A 16,333-nucleotide genomic window follows, 5' to 3' on the forward strand; every position below is an offset into this window, starting at 1 on the left:
TTATGCTATACAAAAATAGGCATTCGCTGAGCCACGCTCAAAAATTAAAGCGATTGCAGGTCTCAGTCATTTTATTTTTGCTCCTCTTGATGGTGCCTCTATCTTCTTTGCTGTATTTCAGCTATCACCAATCACACCAAAGCCAGTTAGCTGACTATGAGCAAGAAGCTGGCAATTTAGCCAGAGTTATCAATCGGAAGTTATTCAGGAAGCTTTCCGTTAGCAATCAAATTGCGGTAGATGCGTTTAATTATTATCAATTTATACATAACCCAATCACTAAACAGACTCATCAACTTCTATCACCGCTAGCCCAACTCACACAAGAGCCCCAGATCCATGGTTTAGTGGGGTATTTTCAATTAGATAGTCGTGGCAACTTTAACTCACCGGTATGGCCCTCCCCACTCTCGGCGAGTGACCTCCAAAACACACAGATTGAACCACATAACCTAGAGCTAATCACCCGTCGTGACATTGCAACTTCTGTATATCAAGCCGTCTTTCAATCCCAAGCGGTTAAAGCGCATATACAAAATGGCCTAACTCACAATGAAAATCTGTTTAATATCATTTTTGACGTACCGGAATATCTTATTTTTTACCGAATAGTCCAGTTAATCGACAAACCGGTTATGCAAGGGTATGTGGTCGAAAAAGGCCCTTATTTACACCAACAAATTGCTGAAATACTGGAGCTTAGGCGCTTTAATACCCCCATGCTGGTAACACTTGAAGAAGCAAACCAACCCAATAACGATAAATACTTTTTTTACTCGTTGGTTAACGGCGAGCCCCACATAGACCGGCCAGCAGAGGTCAACAGCAAATACCAAACGCAACTTATTTACACAGCTAAGCTGCATTGGCCATATCGCAACTTCACCATATCGTTGTCTTCAGATGCCATTCCTGTCTCCACCAATGTGATATACAGCACCGTTTTTAACGCCGCTCTGATTTTGGCAATCCTGTTTGCTTGTTACGGTTTTTATCGGTTTAGTATCAAGCAACTTGAGCTGGGTGAGGAGAGGTTAAACTTTATCTCCTCGGTAAGCCATGAGCTAAAAACGCCTTTGACTTCGATAAAAATGTATTCTGAAATGCTGAAATCTGGTGCTATTGCCTCAGAGACGCATAAAGATGATTACTACGCGTTTATTTACAGTGAGAGTGAGCGTCTTGCCAGACTCATTGATAACATTTTGCAACTTTCTACATTTGGAAGAAACCCAAAGGTGCTGTCGCCTGAATATACAAACTTAACCGTATTACAAGACATAGCTCGTTCCAAAACTTCTTCATTGATAACAAAACATAATTTCGAGCTTAATTTCGAATCCGAAGTCGCACACTTTGACAGTATAGAAGCGTGTGTAGAACCCGATGCGTTTACCCAAATCGTGATTAATGTCACTGATAACGCAATTAAATTTTTTGAATCCGCCAAAATTGATGACCTAAATAGAAGAGTGATTGACTTTACATTTCGTAAGCATCCAACGCTAAAATGGATGATACAAATCGAGATCCGAGACTATGGCAATGGCGTATCAAAACAACAGGCAGAAAAACTCTTCGATCTGTTCTATCGAGGCGAAAATGAGCTGACTCGCAATTCGCAAGGTACAGGCATTGGGCTTGCTTTAGTCCAACAATTGGTTTTAGCTCATCAAGGTGAAGTTCAGGTACAAAACAGGCATCCGGGACTTGCTATCTTGGTTTCATTTCCAATGCGAATGCTAAAGGCACCATAATTCGAAGGGTTACAATTGTTTAGTCCGGCCTTGTCGATAAAGCGTATCCTCACTACGAATACGCTTTGATGCATTCAATTTAGGGCATGTTATGCTGAGTGAACTGAGCCGATATAATCCGCGACACCGTCTGTGCATGAACGTGCATCATCGCCATCGAATTCTTCTAAAATATAGATACGCACTTTCAGTTGAAAATTGTTTGCGGTCGTTAGCTTATCAAGCATAGAACCCAAGTTTGGATCTTGATAAGAGATTGTAAGCGTATCATATGAGCGCCAAGTTGTCGGATTGTAGGCCTTTACTACAACACCACGAGAAGTGTTTGTTACACTGTGAATTTCAGCGACACAAGACGTTGCTGCAGAAGCACCGAATGAGGATGCCAATGCAACAGCTGCAAAAGCTAGCTTTTTAGTTAACGATTTCATGATATTCCTTTAATTTTTATGATATTGGTTATTTATAAGTACTGCCTCGCGCGTTAACGCGCAATAAATATACAATTTCAATATGTTGTTCACATGACGCTGAAGTGAAATAAAAAGGCGGTGTTAGTTTCTATACTCTGTTGAGCATACGGCGATGACGAAAGACTCAGTCAGCGAAAAAACTCACCATACAATTAAGCATTGCTAGACATTTCAACAGTAAAGTCATTTGTTAGGTGAATTTACGATTTAAATCCTATTAAAATACACGAAATCATGTAATCACATTAAAACTAGATATATAACAACAATGACCAATAACCCAAATGAAATTCTCATTAGAACAGCAAGCGTTGAAGACAAGGCAACTTTATTGAATTTAGAGCAGGCTGTAGTGGGCGCGGAAAGGCCCTTTAATGCACAAATAAAACCCGCTGCACATTATTACAATCTAAACGACTTACTAAACAGTACTGACTCTCACGTGGTGGTTGCGGAACATAACGGTACAGTCATCGCCACAGGCTACGTTCAAATTAGACAATCCAAACCCTCTCTCGTACATGAAAAACACGGCTACCTTGGATTTATGTATGTTAGCCCAGAGTTTCGTGGACAAGCGCTCAACCAGCGTATTATTCAAAATCTAATGGCGTGGGCTGAATCAAAAGGCATCTTTGATTTTTATTTAGATGTCTACAATGACAATCAGGCCGCTATCAATGCCTATCAAAAGTTAGGGTTCGCGCCTTCATTATTAGAAATGAAAGTAAACACAGCCAAATAGAACAACACATTTATTCAGCAGCCCCCTCAAGTCAAACTTTGAGGGGGTATTCGCCCTCAGTCAAAGCGCTTGCCCTCCTTTCGCACACGATTGGCATCTCAAAATCGGCTTTAATTTCTATAAATCACATGATCTCGAACTATCCATCATAGAACAACAGTAGGTATAAAGGCCGAGATTAAGACAGTCCAAGCAGAGACTTAAGTTATCCTAAAAAGAAAATTTTCGTCTACACTGAAATTATTCTGCAGCTCACAAGGTCTTTTTCAGCAAGTCGTCCGGAGCGCAATAAAATTGCTTTTTTTGTATCGCGCGCATTTGCAAAAAAAGCCAATAAAAAGGGGTAGTCTGGGTAACAACTGTAATTAGAACACAGTCACCAGCACTACTCGCAACTTTGGCATAACCAAAAACACGAGGAAAATACAATGAAAGCATTAACAGGCGCCGCTATGGCAATGATGGTTGCGGGACTTGTTGGCTGTAATTCAACAAGTGACTCTGGTGCAACAAGCAACGCGAGCTCAGCAAATACAGGCGCAGCAAAAACTGACTTAGTACATTGTTACGACGTCAACGTATGTGGTGGTCACAATGACTGTAAAACAGCCAGCAATGCTTGCGCTGGGCAAGCTTCGTGCAAAGGTACTGGATTTGTTGGTATGCCTTCAAAGGCCTGTGCAGATGTTGGCGGAAAGCGCAAAGATGATTGGGTAGGCAGTATTGCTAAAGCAGATTTAGTGCACTGTCACGACGTCAATATCTGTGGTGGACACAACGACTGTAAAACAGCGAGCAATGCATGTGCTGCGCAAGCTTCTTGCAAAGGCACTGGATTTGTAAACATGCCAGAAAAAGCATGTAAAGACATCGGTGGCAAAGTAGGCAGTTAATATTTTAGGGTGGCCCAACTCCGAGAGTTTGCGCCACCCAAACCTGATAATAGCGAGTAAAGATTGAGTAATACACCCCACCCTTATATCGGATTTGGTCTTGGTTTACGTACCTGTTACTTTGAAGAGATTTTAGCAACACAACCCAATGTCGACTGGTTCGAGATAATCTCAGAAAACTACTTTGTTGATGGTGGTAAACCTTGGCATTACTTAGATCAAATTAAAGAGCAATATCCCATAGTGATGCACGGTGTCTCTATGTCGATTGGCAGTACCTCTGATATTAATTTTGACTATTTAGGCAATCTCAAAAAAACCATAGATAGGGTTCAGCCCATGTGGATTTCAGATCATCTCTGTTTTTCATCTTTAGGTGATTTTAATAGTCATGATTTGCTGCCTATGCCATATACCGAAGAGGCAATTGACCATCTGGCACAACGCTTGAACATCGTTCAAGATTACCTACAGAGGCCATTAATACTTGAGAATGTGTCGAGCTATTTGACCTATCAAGCATCTCAGATGAGCGAGTGGGAATTTTTATCGGAGCTGCATAGTAGAACACAGTGCCGTTATTTGTTGGATATTAACAACATTTATGTCAGTGCTCGTAATCACGAGTTTGAACCAGAGACATTCCTTGATGCAATTCCACAACAAGCCATTGCTCAGATACATTTAGCTGGCCACAGTGATTTTGGTAGCCACATCATAGACACACATGATCAACCGATCTGCGATCAGGTATGGCGCTTGTTCGAAAATTTTGCAAAAACGCGTGGCCCGATAAATACCATGATAGAACGAGACGACAATTTTCCACCATTTTCAGAGTTGATGGCAGAACTGGATCATGCCAGAGCTATCGCACCAGAAAGTTGGAGCGTACATGACTTCGCTTGAGCAACTACAGAAAGATTTTGTCGAGATGCTCAGTCAGGACTCGCCAAAATTTGAAGCACATATCGCTGCGCAATCGGGTCTAGCCCCACAACAGCGAGCAGAAATCTATCAAAATGCATATCGTATCCGGTTAACCAAAGTACTGGAGCAAGATCACGAAATGCTGGGGCTGTACTTAGGAGATGACCTATTTGAAGAAATGGTCAAAGGCTACTTAGCAATATACCCTTCTTGCGCACCGTCACTTAGAGAATTTGGAAACAGACTGCCGCACTTTTTATCTTCGCAATCGCCGTTTAAAGAGCATGGTATACTTCAAGAGATAGCACTTTTTGAAAGGCTTTTACTCCGTGCTTTCGATGCAGCCGACAGTGACACATTACAGTTTACGCAGCTACAGAGTATCCAGCAAACAAGTTGGCCAAACATTCAATTTCGGTTACATCCCAGTGTTCAGCTACTTACTTGCCATTACCCCGCCGTTGAAAGTTGGCAAGCACTTAAAAGCGAGCAATCCCCTCCCTCTCCAGAAAACACGACTGAAAGGTACTGGATAATTGCACGAGAACAAGACAAGCGTACCGGGTTTTACGCTCTTTCAAAGTGCCACTACGAATGTTTGAAGAGTATACAGTCCGGGCTCCCTTTTGGCTTTGTTTGTGAAACTGCTGCCCAATATACAGACTCTGAAGAGCAAGGCATGATGCAAGTTATGGAACTCCTCCAAAAAGGCATTGAATTGGGTTGGCTGCAAAGCAATATTGAACTACTGCAAGCTTAGGTACTTAAAATGAGAATGAGGCAAAAATTACAGCTTTATCAAATAAGCGTTATATTCAGTATGGTTTTTGCCTTAATTGGTTTCAGCTATAACACTTGGCGACTCGAAGTTACGGAGCACAATAATAACATTAGACTTGCAAGTTTTGAGATTTTGAAGGAATTGGCAGCGCTAGAGCAATTAGTATACATCGCCCATTATGACGGTGACATGGTGATGGCAAGCCCCAGAAAAGGCTGGATAAAAGTGGGCTTGATACAAGATTTTAGCTATTTAACGAATGAAAAAGTGAAAGACGATGCAGCCTCACTGCACAATACTTGGTCTAGCAACTGGGAAAGCATCGCAACCAGCAGTCAGTCGGTGGAGCTTATCGTTCAAGATATCGACAATGTAAAAGCCAGTATCAAAGCACTGTTAATCACCCTTAAATAGCACTAAAGGACTGTGCGCTTCTGCGATATAAAGATTCAGTGACTTCAAAAAATATTACATACGGCGATTTTTTCGGGCAAACCCCACAATAAAAACCATCTGTTTTACGAACAAACTAAATAAGGGCTTCACAGCTATATCGCAGGCTTTGATACCCCGATTGACACTGAACCCCTGCCATCAGTCTCCGCTATGCATTTTTTTGCAGTGTTTAAACATTCGCAAGTTATAAGCTTTCGCAAAATTATATCGGGCAATACGGTCTCGCTTTGCGTCTTCTCCTCTAATCACGTCTCCTGATTCAGATAAGTATTTGGTTCCACAAACTCCCTTGATAGATTCGATGGAAGTCTGCTCCAAACCTGGTAAAACAGGGCGTCTGCCCTGCGTTAAGTACAATCGATAGTCTTGGCGCTTGATCGCTTGCTGTACAGCCGTATCGACTTCATCAATTACTTTTTGTTGTTCCATGTTAGGACGCTCAAGCGCTTGATTTTGCTGCTCTGTTGCGCACCCACTTATCATCCATAACCACAGTAATGGCAAAACTCTCATATTCTTCTCCTTCCTCTGTGCTCAAACATACAAAGAAGCATAAGGAGGCTCAACAGGTATGAAAACCCGCCGGACGACCCGTCAGAGTTTGACTGTGGTATTGAAACCGATATAGTCACCTGTGCTGTAGATTCAGCACCATTTGTGTCGCGGACCACATATGTTAGCAGCTCAGAGCCAATAAAATTCTGCGCGGGTGAATAAGAGATCTGGTTGTTAGATACGAACACATTGCCATTTCCCTGATAGCTAATACTTCCCAATGCCAACGTATCTCCATCAACATCACTGTCATTGGCAAGAACATTTAATAAATTGTTCCCACTGTTCTGTGCAATGTTGAAAGAGTCATTGGTTGCTTGTGGGGCATCGTTCACTGCCGTAACAGTTATTTGTGCATTAAAGAGCCCACTGGTTAGTTCACCACGCGTTGCGGTCAATGGTACTGACAAGACACCATTAAAGTTCGCATCTGGACGAATTTCAAGCCCAGTGAATGTGTAGTTTTCGCCGTTTTGAATCGTGAGCATTTCGGCATTCAAGCCACCCGTATACTTGAAGTTGTCTATTGCTAGTACAATGCTGTTATCTTCTGGAATTGCCAGTGTCTGTTGCGCTGTGATCTCTGGTGCAATGGGTTCACTCGAACCACTCAGTGATATTAAACCATCACTCACCGCAAAGAATATGTTGTCTGCGCACTCAATTTTCACCTTTCCCTGAGATGAACTGACCAATTGTGCCAATGTAACACTCTGCTCTCCATCATTGGGAACATTATCTGCAATTATCGTCGGAAATGACGCGCCTCCATCTAAAGAAAGTAAGATATCGACTTGCTGGCAAGAGATCGGCGCATTTTGAGTGCCTGCAGTATTCCACGTTACCAATTGCTCTCCTAGCGTCCACGGTGTATCTACACTCGGTTCAATCACTGAAAAGCCTTGTTGATTACCGACCACATTGATCACTGCCAAATCATCTGCAATGTTACCCGCGCCATCTCGAACGAGCAGCTTAAAAGAGAGTGTACGAGTGGTTGTCGGCAAGGCTTCACCGTAGCTTGTTTGTCCTGATAAGATATCTGATAACTTAGGAAATGTTCTTTCACCATTCTCTATGGGGTTAAATACCCTAAATAATGGCCCACTGCCATTGTCAGTGGCATCGTCTTGCGCACCACTTGTTGCGCTGCCTAAATCACTTTGTTGCCAACTAAAAGTCAGTGCGTCACCGTCATTGTCGGTCGCAATGCCTTGGAGAGTGAACGGTGTTCTCGCTGGAATTGTGTAATCGGGCCCGGCATTCACTACAGGCGCTTGGTTTGTTTTTGCAGTGCGAGTGCCACAAGTACTTCCTCCTGTTTGGCGCGTGAAAGCAGCCATTTGCTCAAGCGAGTGCACATGAAAATAGGGATCAGAGTTAGTCTGTAAGTTTTGTGATTCACAGATCCCAGTATAAGCCATGATTGTAGAGCCACTACCCGGCTCAAACGCAGAAGCGTCTACACGATTTCCAGCACAAGCACCGGCCAATCCATTATAAGTGTGATCCGCACCTAATTGATGGCCAATTTCGTGCGCTACATAGTCAATGTAAAAAGCATCATTTATCGGCTGCGGGTTCCCTGTTACTCCTTCAGCTTTTGCGCTACTGCACGCCACACCGAATCCAGCTAAGCCACCACCACCCGTGCCTACGAGGTGTCCAATATCATAGGCTTCAGCGCCAATGGCACCATCAATAACCGTACTCAGATCATCTATATCGGTATCGTCATTTACGAATGGATCTGTATCCGGGTTTAAAAAAATGAGGTCATCATTATTGGCTACCAATTCAAATGAGATGGACAAATCACGTAAGTAAACCTGGTTAATTCTATTTACTAATGTCACCAAAGCAGCCATCACGCTTGTTTTGGTCCCACCATGAAACTGGCCGTACTCACCAGTTGTTGTGATAGCTAATCGATATTTAATGTCATCCGTGAAGGGGGTTGAAAAGCTAGGTGTAATACTCGAGATAACGCCTCTATGCGCTTGCAAGGCCTCGTGTTTTATAGGTTTATGGAAAATATGCTCGCGCTCATTTAGAGGCCTAGTAAGCGCATTTTTATAGTACACTTGATATTGGTTAGCTTCGCCAGTGTCGGTAAGTGGGTCAATATATATTGTGCGCCCTGCTCGCTCATACACCCCGAAAAAGCCATTTGGAGAGTAATCAAAAACGCCTTTCACACCAGCGTCATCTACTTGCTCACCCAAATATGTTTTGATGCTGGGAAAGCGGCTTTGCAGTGCACTTGGCATCACCGAATATGCCGTCAATTTAAAACGCTGCAATGTGCCTTGGGGATTTGGAATTTCAATAAATATAGTTTGAGAGGACAACTGCTGTACAAGGCGCTCAGTATTTAATTGAGCGCGAAGGCTACTTGAATGACTTATTTGCGCTGATTTATGATGTTGAAATGACCACAAAGCTTCTTCACTTTGGGCTGAAAATACAACCGTACAAAACACGACAAAAACAGCAACAGACTTTATCATGACAGTCACCAATTATCCGCTCTCGATTATTACAGCATAGTCATATTAAGACCAATTGCCTGAAAATAGTTTATTTTTTATAACCCCGCCATAAAGAATACATACGCATCAAAACCCTTGTATGCCAGAAGTGTTCAATCAAATTGGATAGGTACACACTGTCGACAATACACAATGCCAAATATATTTGGACAATGCATACTTGTGAGATATTTCTTACATTGAGTGTAAGTTAAGCCTGTAACAAGTTGTAATTACGTACAAAAACTCATCAGACCTCTTGAAACCATCAAGCAAAGACTCTAGAGTGCAGGACATTAACTTTGCAAAGGGAAACGCAATGATATTTTTAATACGATGGATAAGTTGTATAGCTATGACAACGTTATCACTAATCTATTTGATAGAAGGGGAGTTTTTATACACCATACTGATGGCAATATTTGCTTTCATATTAAACCCCGGTACCAAAGCTTCGCCAGTTGAGTACGAAAATGGCAAGCGCCTTTTTGACAAATACCTCGTTGACAAACCCAAACGCAATCGTAGTAACGTTAAACCTTGGTGAGTTAATTAGCGACCTAGCGCATCATTAATATTCAAGTAGTATTAATGATGACCTAAGGCCCCACGAACATTTTATTATGCTCTGCGAGCGCTCGTTTAACTCTGTTAATCAATGTTTTATCCGTATCTAGGTTAAATGCCATACAAGCGCGTCTGTCAGACGAATTACGCACTTCAATAACCGGATCAACTTGACTGTAGTCAACGCCCATTAATTTCAAACGTTCGTACATGGTGTATTCCGTCGTTAGTAAGAAGTCGATACGCCCAGCGACAAGCTTTTTTTGCGAAGCGCTGGGGTCTGCAGTGATATCTAAGTTCACTCCTGCTTCAAATCCTTGGTTTACGAGAAACTCATGAACAACGCTACCGCGTACGACAGAAATGACATAATTTTTTGCATCTTCGATGGAGTTGACTTGTATGTCTGTGCGACTCTTTAATTTGAACAAGTATTGACGCACTGGCCGCATCAATGGGCATGCCCATTCAAAAAGCTTTTCGCGATCGGCGTTTCTATATATGGAATAGATCATGGTATTGGGCTGTGTTTTCGCGAGCTTCATAGATCTCGCCCAAGGATAGAGATTGATGTCGTATTCAACGCCCGCCGCGTCCAAAACCTCCCTCACTTTTTTGGTTGCACGCCCGACAATCACGCCATCTTCATTTGCATAGTTGTAGGGCACCCACTCTTCTGTGACAACTTGAAGCTTTGGCATTGATGCGCTGAGCCAACTAACAATCAAACAGCAACACAATATAACTAACCGTGCCAGTGCACTAAACACGTTTAGACCTCCAAATATTTACGCTTCACACTACACCCGAGTTAAACTCAATGGTTCTATAGATATTAGAATAGACGTTGTGCGTGAATCGTTAAAAATAAAAGTACAAAAATGTAAAAGCAGTATGCGTTATCATCCTTGCACTTTCTTACACGAGATCCTGTAGTTACTGAGTCTTCTCTGTTACATTAGCGAAAAAATACCACTTTATGAATCTTACCATTTTCAATCTGGTAGCTAGTTACAAACTCAGATCGTTTATCTACTACATCTGGCTTTTCAGAACAGATCTCAGATGTCTCATGGTCAATAACAATGTTGCCATTCGTGATCCGTTTAATAGATGTCGCTTTTAAGCAATGCATTTTCTCAAACATAAGACCATAGCGCTTAATTAACTGCTTCTTGCCTTTGAACATGAGTGTTTGTGGGTAAATATAAAACTCAACATTTTCGTCGTACAAAGAGATAAACTTTCTAATATCTTGTCGGTTGTAGGCCGAAATTAATGCGTCTACTACGGTTTCAGCTGCTTTTTCTTCATCCGACTTTTGCAAATTATACTGACTCGCAGTCCCTTCAAAAGCAGGATTTGCAGTAGTGATACAAGAAACAAGTAGCAAGATAGTTGACAATAAGTACCTCATAATTCCCCCATTTTGGTACATTCGGCGAAATTATAACAAGTTTCAGCACTTTTATATAGTAAGCAATGTATGCTTAAGTCGGTGTTACCAATATTGTTCTACTGTGATATGCCCAGACTCCGCCCTTCGATGCTTCTTAAACCCCATTTCTTGCAACATTGCTGTTGTATCTTTCACCATATCTGGATTACCACACAGCATAAAATGATGGTCTTTGGTAAATTGTTCTATATTGCAGTAGGACAGTAACTTTCCATTGTTCAACACATCGGTCACGCGCCCATGTAGACCATTTTCAGGTGTTTCTCGGCTTACAAGCTGGACATACGTGAACTGGGGGAATAACTTTTCTGTCGCTTTGATCTGGTCTTGATAACATAGATCCGTGTTGCGCCTTACACCGTGGACTAACACAACGCGATCGTAGTCACGCCATAACTTGCCATCAGCTAGGATTGATAAAAAAGGGCCGATAGCCGTACCAGTCGACAGCATCCAGAGTGTATTTGCCTTTGGCACTTCGTTGAGCACGAAAAAGCCACTCGGCTTTGTATTAACCCAGACACTGTCTCCCTCTACTAGCTGCGCGAGTTGACTTGAAAGTGCGCCCTTCTCCACTTCAATTAAAAAAAACTCCAATAGTGGATCTGCTGGTGCATTAACGAAAGAATATGCCCTAGCAACTTTTCTATTATCGATCTCAAGCCCTAATTTTGTAAATTGTCCGGCGCTAAAAGGCTCAATATCCGCGGCGACTTTGAGGCTAAATAAACTCGGTGTCCACCAATTCACTTCAACAACTTTTCCTTCCACCCAACTCGACATAGTCGCACCATAAAAAATGCATATACTAAAACAATGGCATAGAATCAAAGGTTGTCAAAGATCTTGACACCAAGCACTTCCCAACTCGTTTTTTATTTTAATTTCAGGCGGAGCAACTTCCGCTATTTTAGGGACCAAATCTCCCGCTTCAAGACTCTCAAGCAGCTGCGCAACATGCTCTGTATAGCCATACTCGATCAGTTTTGGTACATGTTGGATCGTGTAACTTATGATGTCAGCTGTCATACTGTTTTTAATGACACTTTGGTGCATTAAATCTAGCCACGCCAAATACTCTAAATCACTCTCAGGCAAGTAATCATCAGGCAACTTAACGAGTTTACTGCGATAGTGGTCAAAGATATCTAACTTTCTCGAAATAAGCGCAGCCCCCAGTAAATTAACCGTCACCCTTGCGGCACTTCTTTTGTGCTGAACCTTTAAATAATAATTACGCGCTTCACTGAAATACCTGACTGCATCACCCGCCTTGCCCAGCACCACTGCTGTATTTCCTTTCACCACTAACAACCCAGCTTTTCGGTTACCATTGAGAATGGCTTCATCAATACTTTGTAAAAGCTGAAAACTAATTGCAGGTTGTTGCATCATGCGATAGGCGATGGCCAAATTGACTTTTACAGTCATTTTATCAATATCATTGAAGGCATACTTAAAAGTACACTTATATGTAGCAATCGCATCATCTAGCTGGCCATTTCTTCGGTATGCGACCCCAATAGCATTGGTAACGACGAATAAGTAGGGTGTAATATAAGGCTCAAGCCTCGGTGCTGAAAGTAGGTCTACCATCTGCTCAATGAGTTTCATATTTTGCGTACTACTTGCTGAAATGAGTACATCTTTATATATCAATATTGTTTCTGGGCTATCTTGAGTTAACAATTTCGACGCGATTTTTTCATATTCTTTTATCGCCTCATAAGGCTGATTGCGTGCAAGATACTTAATATTCTCTGCGATAGACTTATTGGCATGCGCAGTGGGACTCTGACTCAGCATCGTTATCACAGCCATGGTATTCATCCAGACTTTTAGAATCATGCCCATCTTACTCTTTATGTTAAACAACTATTTAAAACATAGTACATTGAAGGAAAACTCGAATCCAGAATACTAAATTATGCAATAAAATCGTTCACTTTACACAAATCAAAAAGTGAAGCTGAGTAAGCTGCCTACTCCACTTCTTCGCAATATGCCCCCAATCATAGCCTGAGCACCTGGCATCTCTGTGAGATTGTAATTATCCAATACAGGACTCAAAGTAAACAACATACGTCGATGGTGTACGATTAACTATTGATTGCATTACACTTTCCAAAATAAATTTGAAAAATATCAATGCTATGTAGGACGGATCATAGAATAAAAAAAAGCCGCACTATGTGCGGCTTTTTGGGTGTGATTCGCTTTGTTTTAGGCGTGTCTCCAAAACTCTGCGATTACGTTACCAAGGAACTGTTCTAACAGCACTTTTCGTACTGCTTAAAATTTAAATCGATTCAAGCGCGATTTTAACCATTTCGTTAAACGTGCTCTGACGCTCTTCAGGTGGTGTTGCCTCACCAGTGATGACGTGATCACTTACAGTGAATAATGCCATTGCTTTTGCGCCGTATTCAGCAGCAACACCGTACATACCCGCTGTTTCCATATCAACAGCCAATACGCCTAGTTTATCTAGTTCGTTATAGAACTCACCATCTGCTTGATAGAAAGTATCTGTTGTAAATACGTTACCCACTTTCGCTTCGATACCAAGCTTACGCGCAGCATTTACGCCACTTTCAAGCAAGCCAAAATCCGCAATAGCGGCATAGTCGTAACCACGCACTCGTGCTCTATTCACGTTAGAGTCCGTGCTTGCACCTTGTGCAAAAATCACGTCGCGAATTTTTGTATCTTGGCTGATACCACCACACGTACCAATGCGAATTAAGTTTTTAACGCCAAAGCTTACAATCAGCTCACGAGCGTAAATAGACATTGATGGAATACCCATGCCTGAGCCCATGATACTTACAGGCTTGCCTTTGTATGTTCCCGTGAATCCAAACATGTTACGAACGTCTGTAACTTGTCGAGCATCTTCTAAAAAGTTCTCAGCAATATACTTTGCACGTAGTGGATCACCCGGCATCAATACCGTTTCAGCAAAATCACCTGGGTTTGCATTAATATGCGGAGTACTCATAACATGTTTCCTTTAACTTAAGCTGTAACCAACTTGTCGGCAAAGCCGTCACCATATTCTAACGCTTCAAGGTTAAACCACTGGGCAAGTGTTTGACCTATATCTGCGAAGCTATTTCTTTCACCTAATGGAGTATTGTTCATTCCATTACGGTATGCCAACACTGGCACATATTCTCTTGTATGATCGGTACCAGGCGCTGTTGGATCGCAACCATGGTCCGCAGTAATAATCAGCATATCGTCGTCTTGCATCTTTGCCAAAATTGTTGGCAAGTATGCATCAAATTCGGCAAGCGCTTCCGCATAACCTACCGCATTACGACGATGACCAAACTTTTCGTCAAAATCGACAAGGTTTGTAAATATCAGGCTATTATCAGGTGCAGATTCAATCACTTCGCTGGTTTTATTCAACAAGTTCATCAAGCCCGGAGCCTTGTGTTTTTGCGTAATGCCTTGGTGCGCATATATGTCTGCAATCTTACCAATGCTGATTACTTCGCCACCGCTATTAGCTAGCTTATCCAACACCGTAGGTGCTGGTGGCAATACAGAATAATCACGTCGATTTCCTGTACGAATAAAGTCGGCACTCGAAGTGCCTATAAACGGCCGCGCAATCACTCTACCTATGTTCATTTCATCAAGCAGTGCCCGTGCGATTTCACATACTTGATAAAGCTTTTCAAGGCCAAATGATTGCTCATGAGCGGCTATTTGAAAGACGCTATCAACTGAGGTGTAACAAATTGGCTTGCCTGTTTTGACATGCTCTTCACCCAGCTGTTCTAGAATTACTGTGCCGGAGCCATAACAATTCCCTAAAATTCCAGGGATATCCGCTCTTTTACACAGCTCATCAATAAATTCTTGCGGGAAACAAGGTTGCGTATTTGGAAAATAACCCCAGTCAAATAACACCGGTACACCCGCCATTTCCCAATGACCTGAAGGCGTGTCTTTTCCGCTCGAAAGCTCTTTGGCATAACCCCAAGCCGCATTAGGCTGCTGACGTTCAGAAACTAAGCAAGGTTCCCCCCCTGCCGCTTCACACGCATCGATTAAGCCTAGCTTGCTAAGATTCGGGATTGCTAACGCTTCACCTTTTTCCTCTTTATAAGCTTTTAAAAGATGAGCAAGTGTATTGGCGCCTACATCACCAAACTTATCTGCATCTGGCGCTGCACCCACACCAAGGCTATCTGCCATTAAAATAATTGCTCTTGCCATATATCACCTCTCATCTTTTGTCTGGGCCATATTTTATTTTTATAAAGCATTTAAGCTCCCAGAGGACGTTACTTTATTGCTACCTAAATATATCGTACAGGACATTAGTCCGCTGTCACAAAACAGTAATATAATAATCACTGTACCTATTTTACCTAAAATAAAAATCTGGTTATACCAGAGGACATAAGTCCTGTTTTGAGAACCTTAAAACATTTAAATTTGATCCTTAAGCGAGGCAAAAGAGATTAATCGTGTCTTTTTTGCTATTGTGATCTTCCAACGTTAACAATAGCTGGGTGTGAACTTTAGTGACACGAACAATTATAGCCATAGCTGGCGCTTCTGCGTCCGGTAAGTCTCTTTTTAGTCAAACAATATATAATGAATTAGTAAATGAACTTGAGTCAGGAGCTATTGCCGTTATAGAAGAAGACGCTTACTATAAAGATCAATCGCATTTGCCGTTTGAGCACCGAACTCAAACCAATTATGACCATCCGGATGCGTTTGAGCATGCGTTGATGAAAGAGCACCTTGAGCAATTGCGAAAGGGTAAATCTGTACAAGTTCCAACTTATGATTATGCTCAACATACACGCAGTAGTGAGACACGCACGGTATACCCGGCAAAAATATTAATTGTCGAAGGGATATTACTGTTAAGCGACCCAGCATTAATAGAAGAATTTGATATAAAGGTATTTATTGATACCCCACTTGATATTTGTTTACTACGCCGTATGCAGCGTGATATCGAGCATAGAGGCAGAAGTATCTCCTCTGTCGTAGAGCAATATCAGGCAACGGTAAGACCGATGTTTTACCAGTTTATCGAACCATCGAAGCACAATGCCGACTTGGTCGTGACCCGTGGCGGTATGAATCGCGTTGCGATTGATATTATTAAAAGTAAAATAAAATATTTGCTGCAAGAATAAAACGGGAACATT

The 16,333-nt window shown here is 42.0% G+C and carries 17 protein-coding genes; 8 read left to right on the forward strand and 9 right to left on the reverse strand.

What is annotated here, in order from left to right; translation table 11 throughout:
* Window positions 1–2 precede the first annotated feature (2 nt).
* Window positions 3–1,757, forward strand: a complete 1,755-nt coding sequence (locus tag A7985_RS11790; protein ID WP_065790667.1) for a sensor histidine kinase — start codon at window positions 3–5, stop codon at window positions 1,755–1,757.
* A gap of 89 nt (window positions 1,758–1,846) precedes the next feature.
* Here the strand turns inward: A7985_RS11790 and A7985_RS11795 are convergent, their stop codons facing one another.
* Complete coding sequence (locus A7985_RS11795; RefSeq protein WP_065790668.1) at window positions 1,847–2,188, reverse strand: hypothetical protein; 342 nt, start codon at window positions 2,186–2,188, stop codon at window positions 1,847–1,849.
* 310 nt (window positions 2,189–2,498) lie between these two features.
* Between A7985_RS11795 and A7985_RS11800 the strand changes: the two genes are divergently transcribed.
* The 5 genes from A7985_RS11800 (at window position 2,499) to A7985_RS11825 (ending at window position 5,993) form a co-directional block, all read left to right on the forward strand.
* Complete coding sequence (locus tag A7985_RS11800; RefSeq protein ID WP_065790669.1) at window positions 2,499–2,975, forward strand: GNAT family N-acetyltransferase; 477 nt, start codon at window positions 2,499–2,501, stop codon at window positions 2,973–2,975.
* Between the two features lie 428 nt (window positions 2,976–3,403).
* Window positions 3,404–3,868, forward strand: a complete 465-nt coding sequence (gene bufA2 / locus A7985_RS11810) for a BufA2 family periplasmic bufferin-type metallophore (RefSeq protein ID WP_065790671.1) — start codon at window positions 3,404–3,406, stop codon at window positions 3,866–3,868.
* 63 nt (window positions 3,869–3,931) lie between these two features.
* Complete coding sequence (bufB, locus tag A7985_RS11815; RefSeq protein WP_065790672.1) at window positions 3,932–4,777, forward strand: MNIO family bufferin maturase; 846 nt, start codon at window positions 3,932–3,934, stop codon at window positions 4,775–4,777.
* Window positions 4,764–5,558, forward strand: coding sequence for an HvfC/BufC N-terminal domain-containing protein (locus tag A7985_RS11820; protein ID WP_065790673.1), 795 nt, complete (start codon window positions 4,764–4,766; stop codon window positions 5,556–5,558). The genes bufB and A7985_RS11820 overlap by 14 nt, the downstream gene beginning before the upstream one ends.
* Window positions 5,559–5,567: 9 nt before the next feature.
* Window positions 5,568–5,993: a hypothetical protein gene (locus A7985_RS11825; RefSeq protein WP_065790674.1), complete on the forward strand. Its 426-nt coding sequence runs from the start codon at window positions 5,568–5,570 to the stop codon at window positions 5,991–5,993.
* 180 nt (window positions 5,994–6,173) lie between these two features.
* Here A7985_RS11825 and A7985_RS11830 read toward each other — a convergent pair whose 3' ends face one another.
* Complete coding sequence (locus tag A7985_RS11830; protein WP_065790675.1) at window positions 6,174–6,548, reverse strand: hypothetical protein; 375 nt, start codon at window positions 6,546–6,548, stop codon at window positions 6,174–6,176.
* Window positions 6,545–9,100, reverse strand: coding sequence for a reprolysin-like metallopeptidase (locus tag A7985_RS11835; RefSeq protein ID WP_065790676.1), 2,556 nt, complete (start codon window positions 9,098–9,100; stop codon window positions 6,545–6,547). The genes A7985_RS11830 and A7985_RS11835 overlap by 4 nt, the downstream gene beginning before the upstream one ends.
* A gap of 376 nt (window positions 9,101–9,476) precedes the next feature.
* Between A7985_RS11835 and A7985_RS11840 the strand changes: the two genes are divergently transcribed.
* A complete protein-coding gene (locus A7985_RS11840) occupies window positions 9,477–9,668 on the forward strand; it encodes a hypothetical protein (protein WP_141685343.1) in 192 nt (63 codons plus the stop codon).
* Window positions 9,669–9,720: 52 nt separating this feature from the next.
* Here the strand turns inward: A7985_RS11840 and A7985_RS11845 are convergent, their stop codons facing one another.
* The 6 genes from A7985_RS11845 to A7985_RS11870 form a co-directional block, all read right to left on the reverse strand.
* Window positions 9,721–10,389, reverse strand: coding sequence for a substrate-binding periplasmic protein (locus tag A7985_RS11845; RefSeq protein ID WP_081310561.1), 669 nt, complete (start codon window positions 10,387–10,389; stop codon window positions 9,721–9,723).
* 257 nt (window positions 10,390–10,646) lie between these two features.
* A complete protein-coding gene (locus A7985_RS11850) occupies window positions 10,647–11,105 on the reverse strand; it encodes a nuclear transport factor 2 family protein (RefSeq protein WP_065790679.1) in 459 nt (152 codons plus the stop codon).
* Between the two features lie 84 nt (window positions 11,106–11,189).
* Entirely contained in the window at window positions 11,190–11,930 is a 741-nt protein-coding gene (locus A7985_RS11855) for a ferredoxin--NADP reductase (RefSeq protein ID WP_065790680.1), read from the reverse strand.
* 54 nt (window positions 11,931–11,984) lie between these two features.
* A complete protein-coding gene (locus tag A7985_RS11860; RefSeq protein WP_141685344.1) occupies window positions 11,985–12,995 on the reverse strand; it encodes a hypothetical protein in 1,011 nt (336 codons plus the stop codon).
* A 451-nt stretch (window positions 12,996–13,446) separates the two neighbouring features.
* The gene (gene deoD, locus A7985_RS11865) at window positions 13,447–14,148 is read right to left on the reverse strand and encodes a purine-nucleoside phosphorylase (protein ID WP_065790682.1); all 702 of its coding nucleotides are present in this window, start codon (window positions 14,146–14,148) and stop codon (window positions 13,447–13,449) included.
* A 17-nt stretch (window positions 14,149–14,165) separates the two neighbouring features.
* The gene (locus tag A7985_RS11870; protein WP_065790683.1) at window positions 14,166–15,380 is read right to left on the reverse strand and encodes a phosphopentomutase; all 1,215 of its coding nucleotides are present in this window, start codon (window positions 15,378–15,380) and stop codon (window positions 14,166–14,168) included.
* Window positions 15,381–15,691: 311 nt separating this feature from the next.
* Here A7985_RS11870 and udk point away from each other — a divergent pair, with 311 nt between their 5' ends.
* On the forward strand, window positions 15,692–16,321 hold the full coding sequence (udk, locus tag A7985_RS11875) for a uridine kinase (RefSeq protein WP_065790684.1): 630 nt from the start codon (window positions 15,692–15,694) through the stop codon (window positions 16,319–16,321).
* The last annotated feature ends 12 nt before the right edge of the window (window positions 16,322–16,333 follow it).

Origin of the sequence: Pseudoalteromonas luteoviolacea (genome assembly GCF_001696455.1) — a bacterium.
GTDB lineage: Bacteria > Pseudomonadota > Gammaproteobacteria > Enterobacterales > Alteromonadaceae > Pseudoalteromonas > Pseudoalteromonas luteoviolacea_C.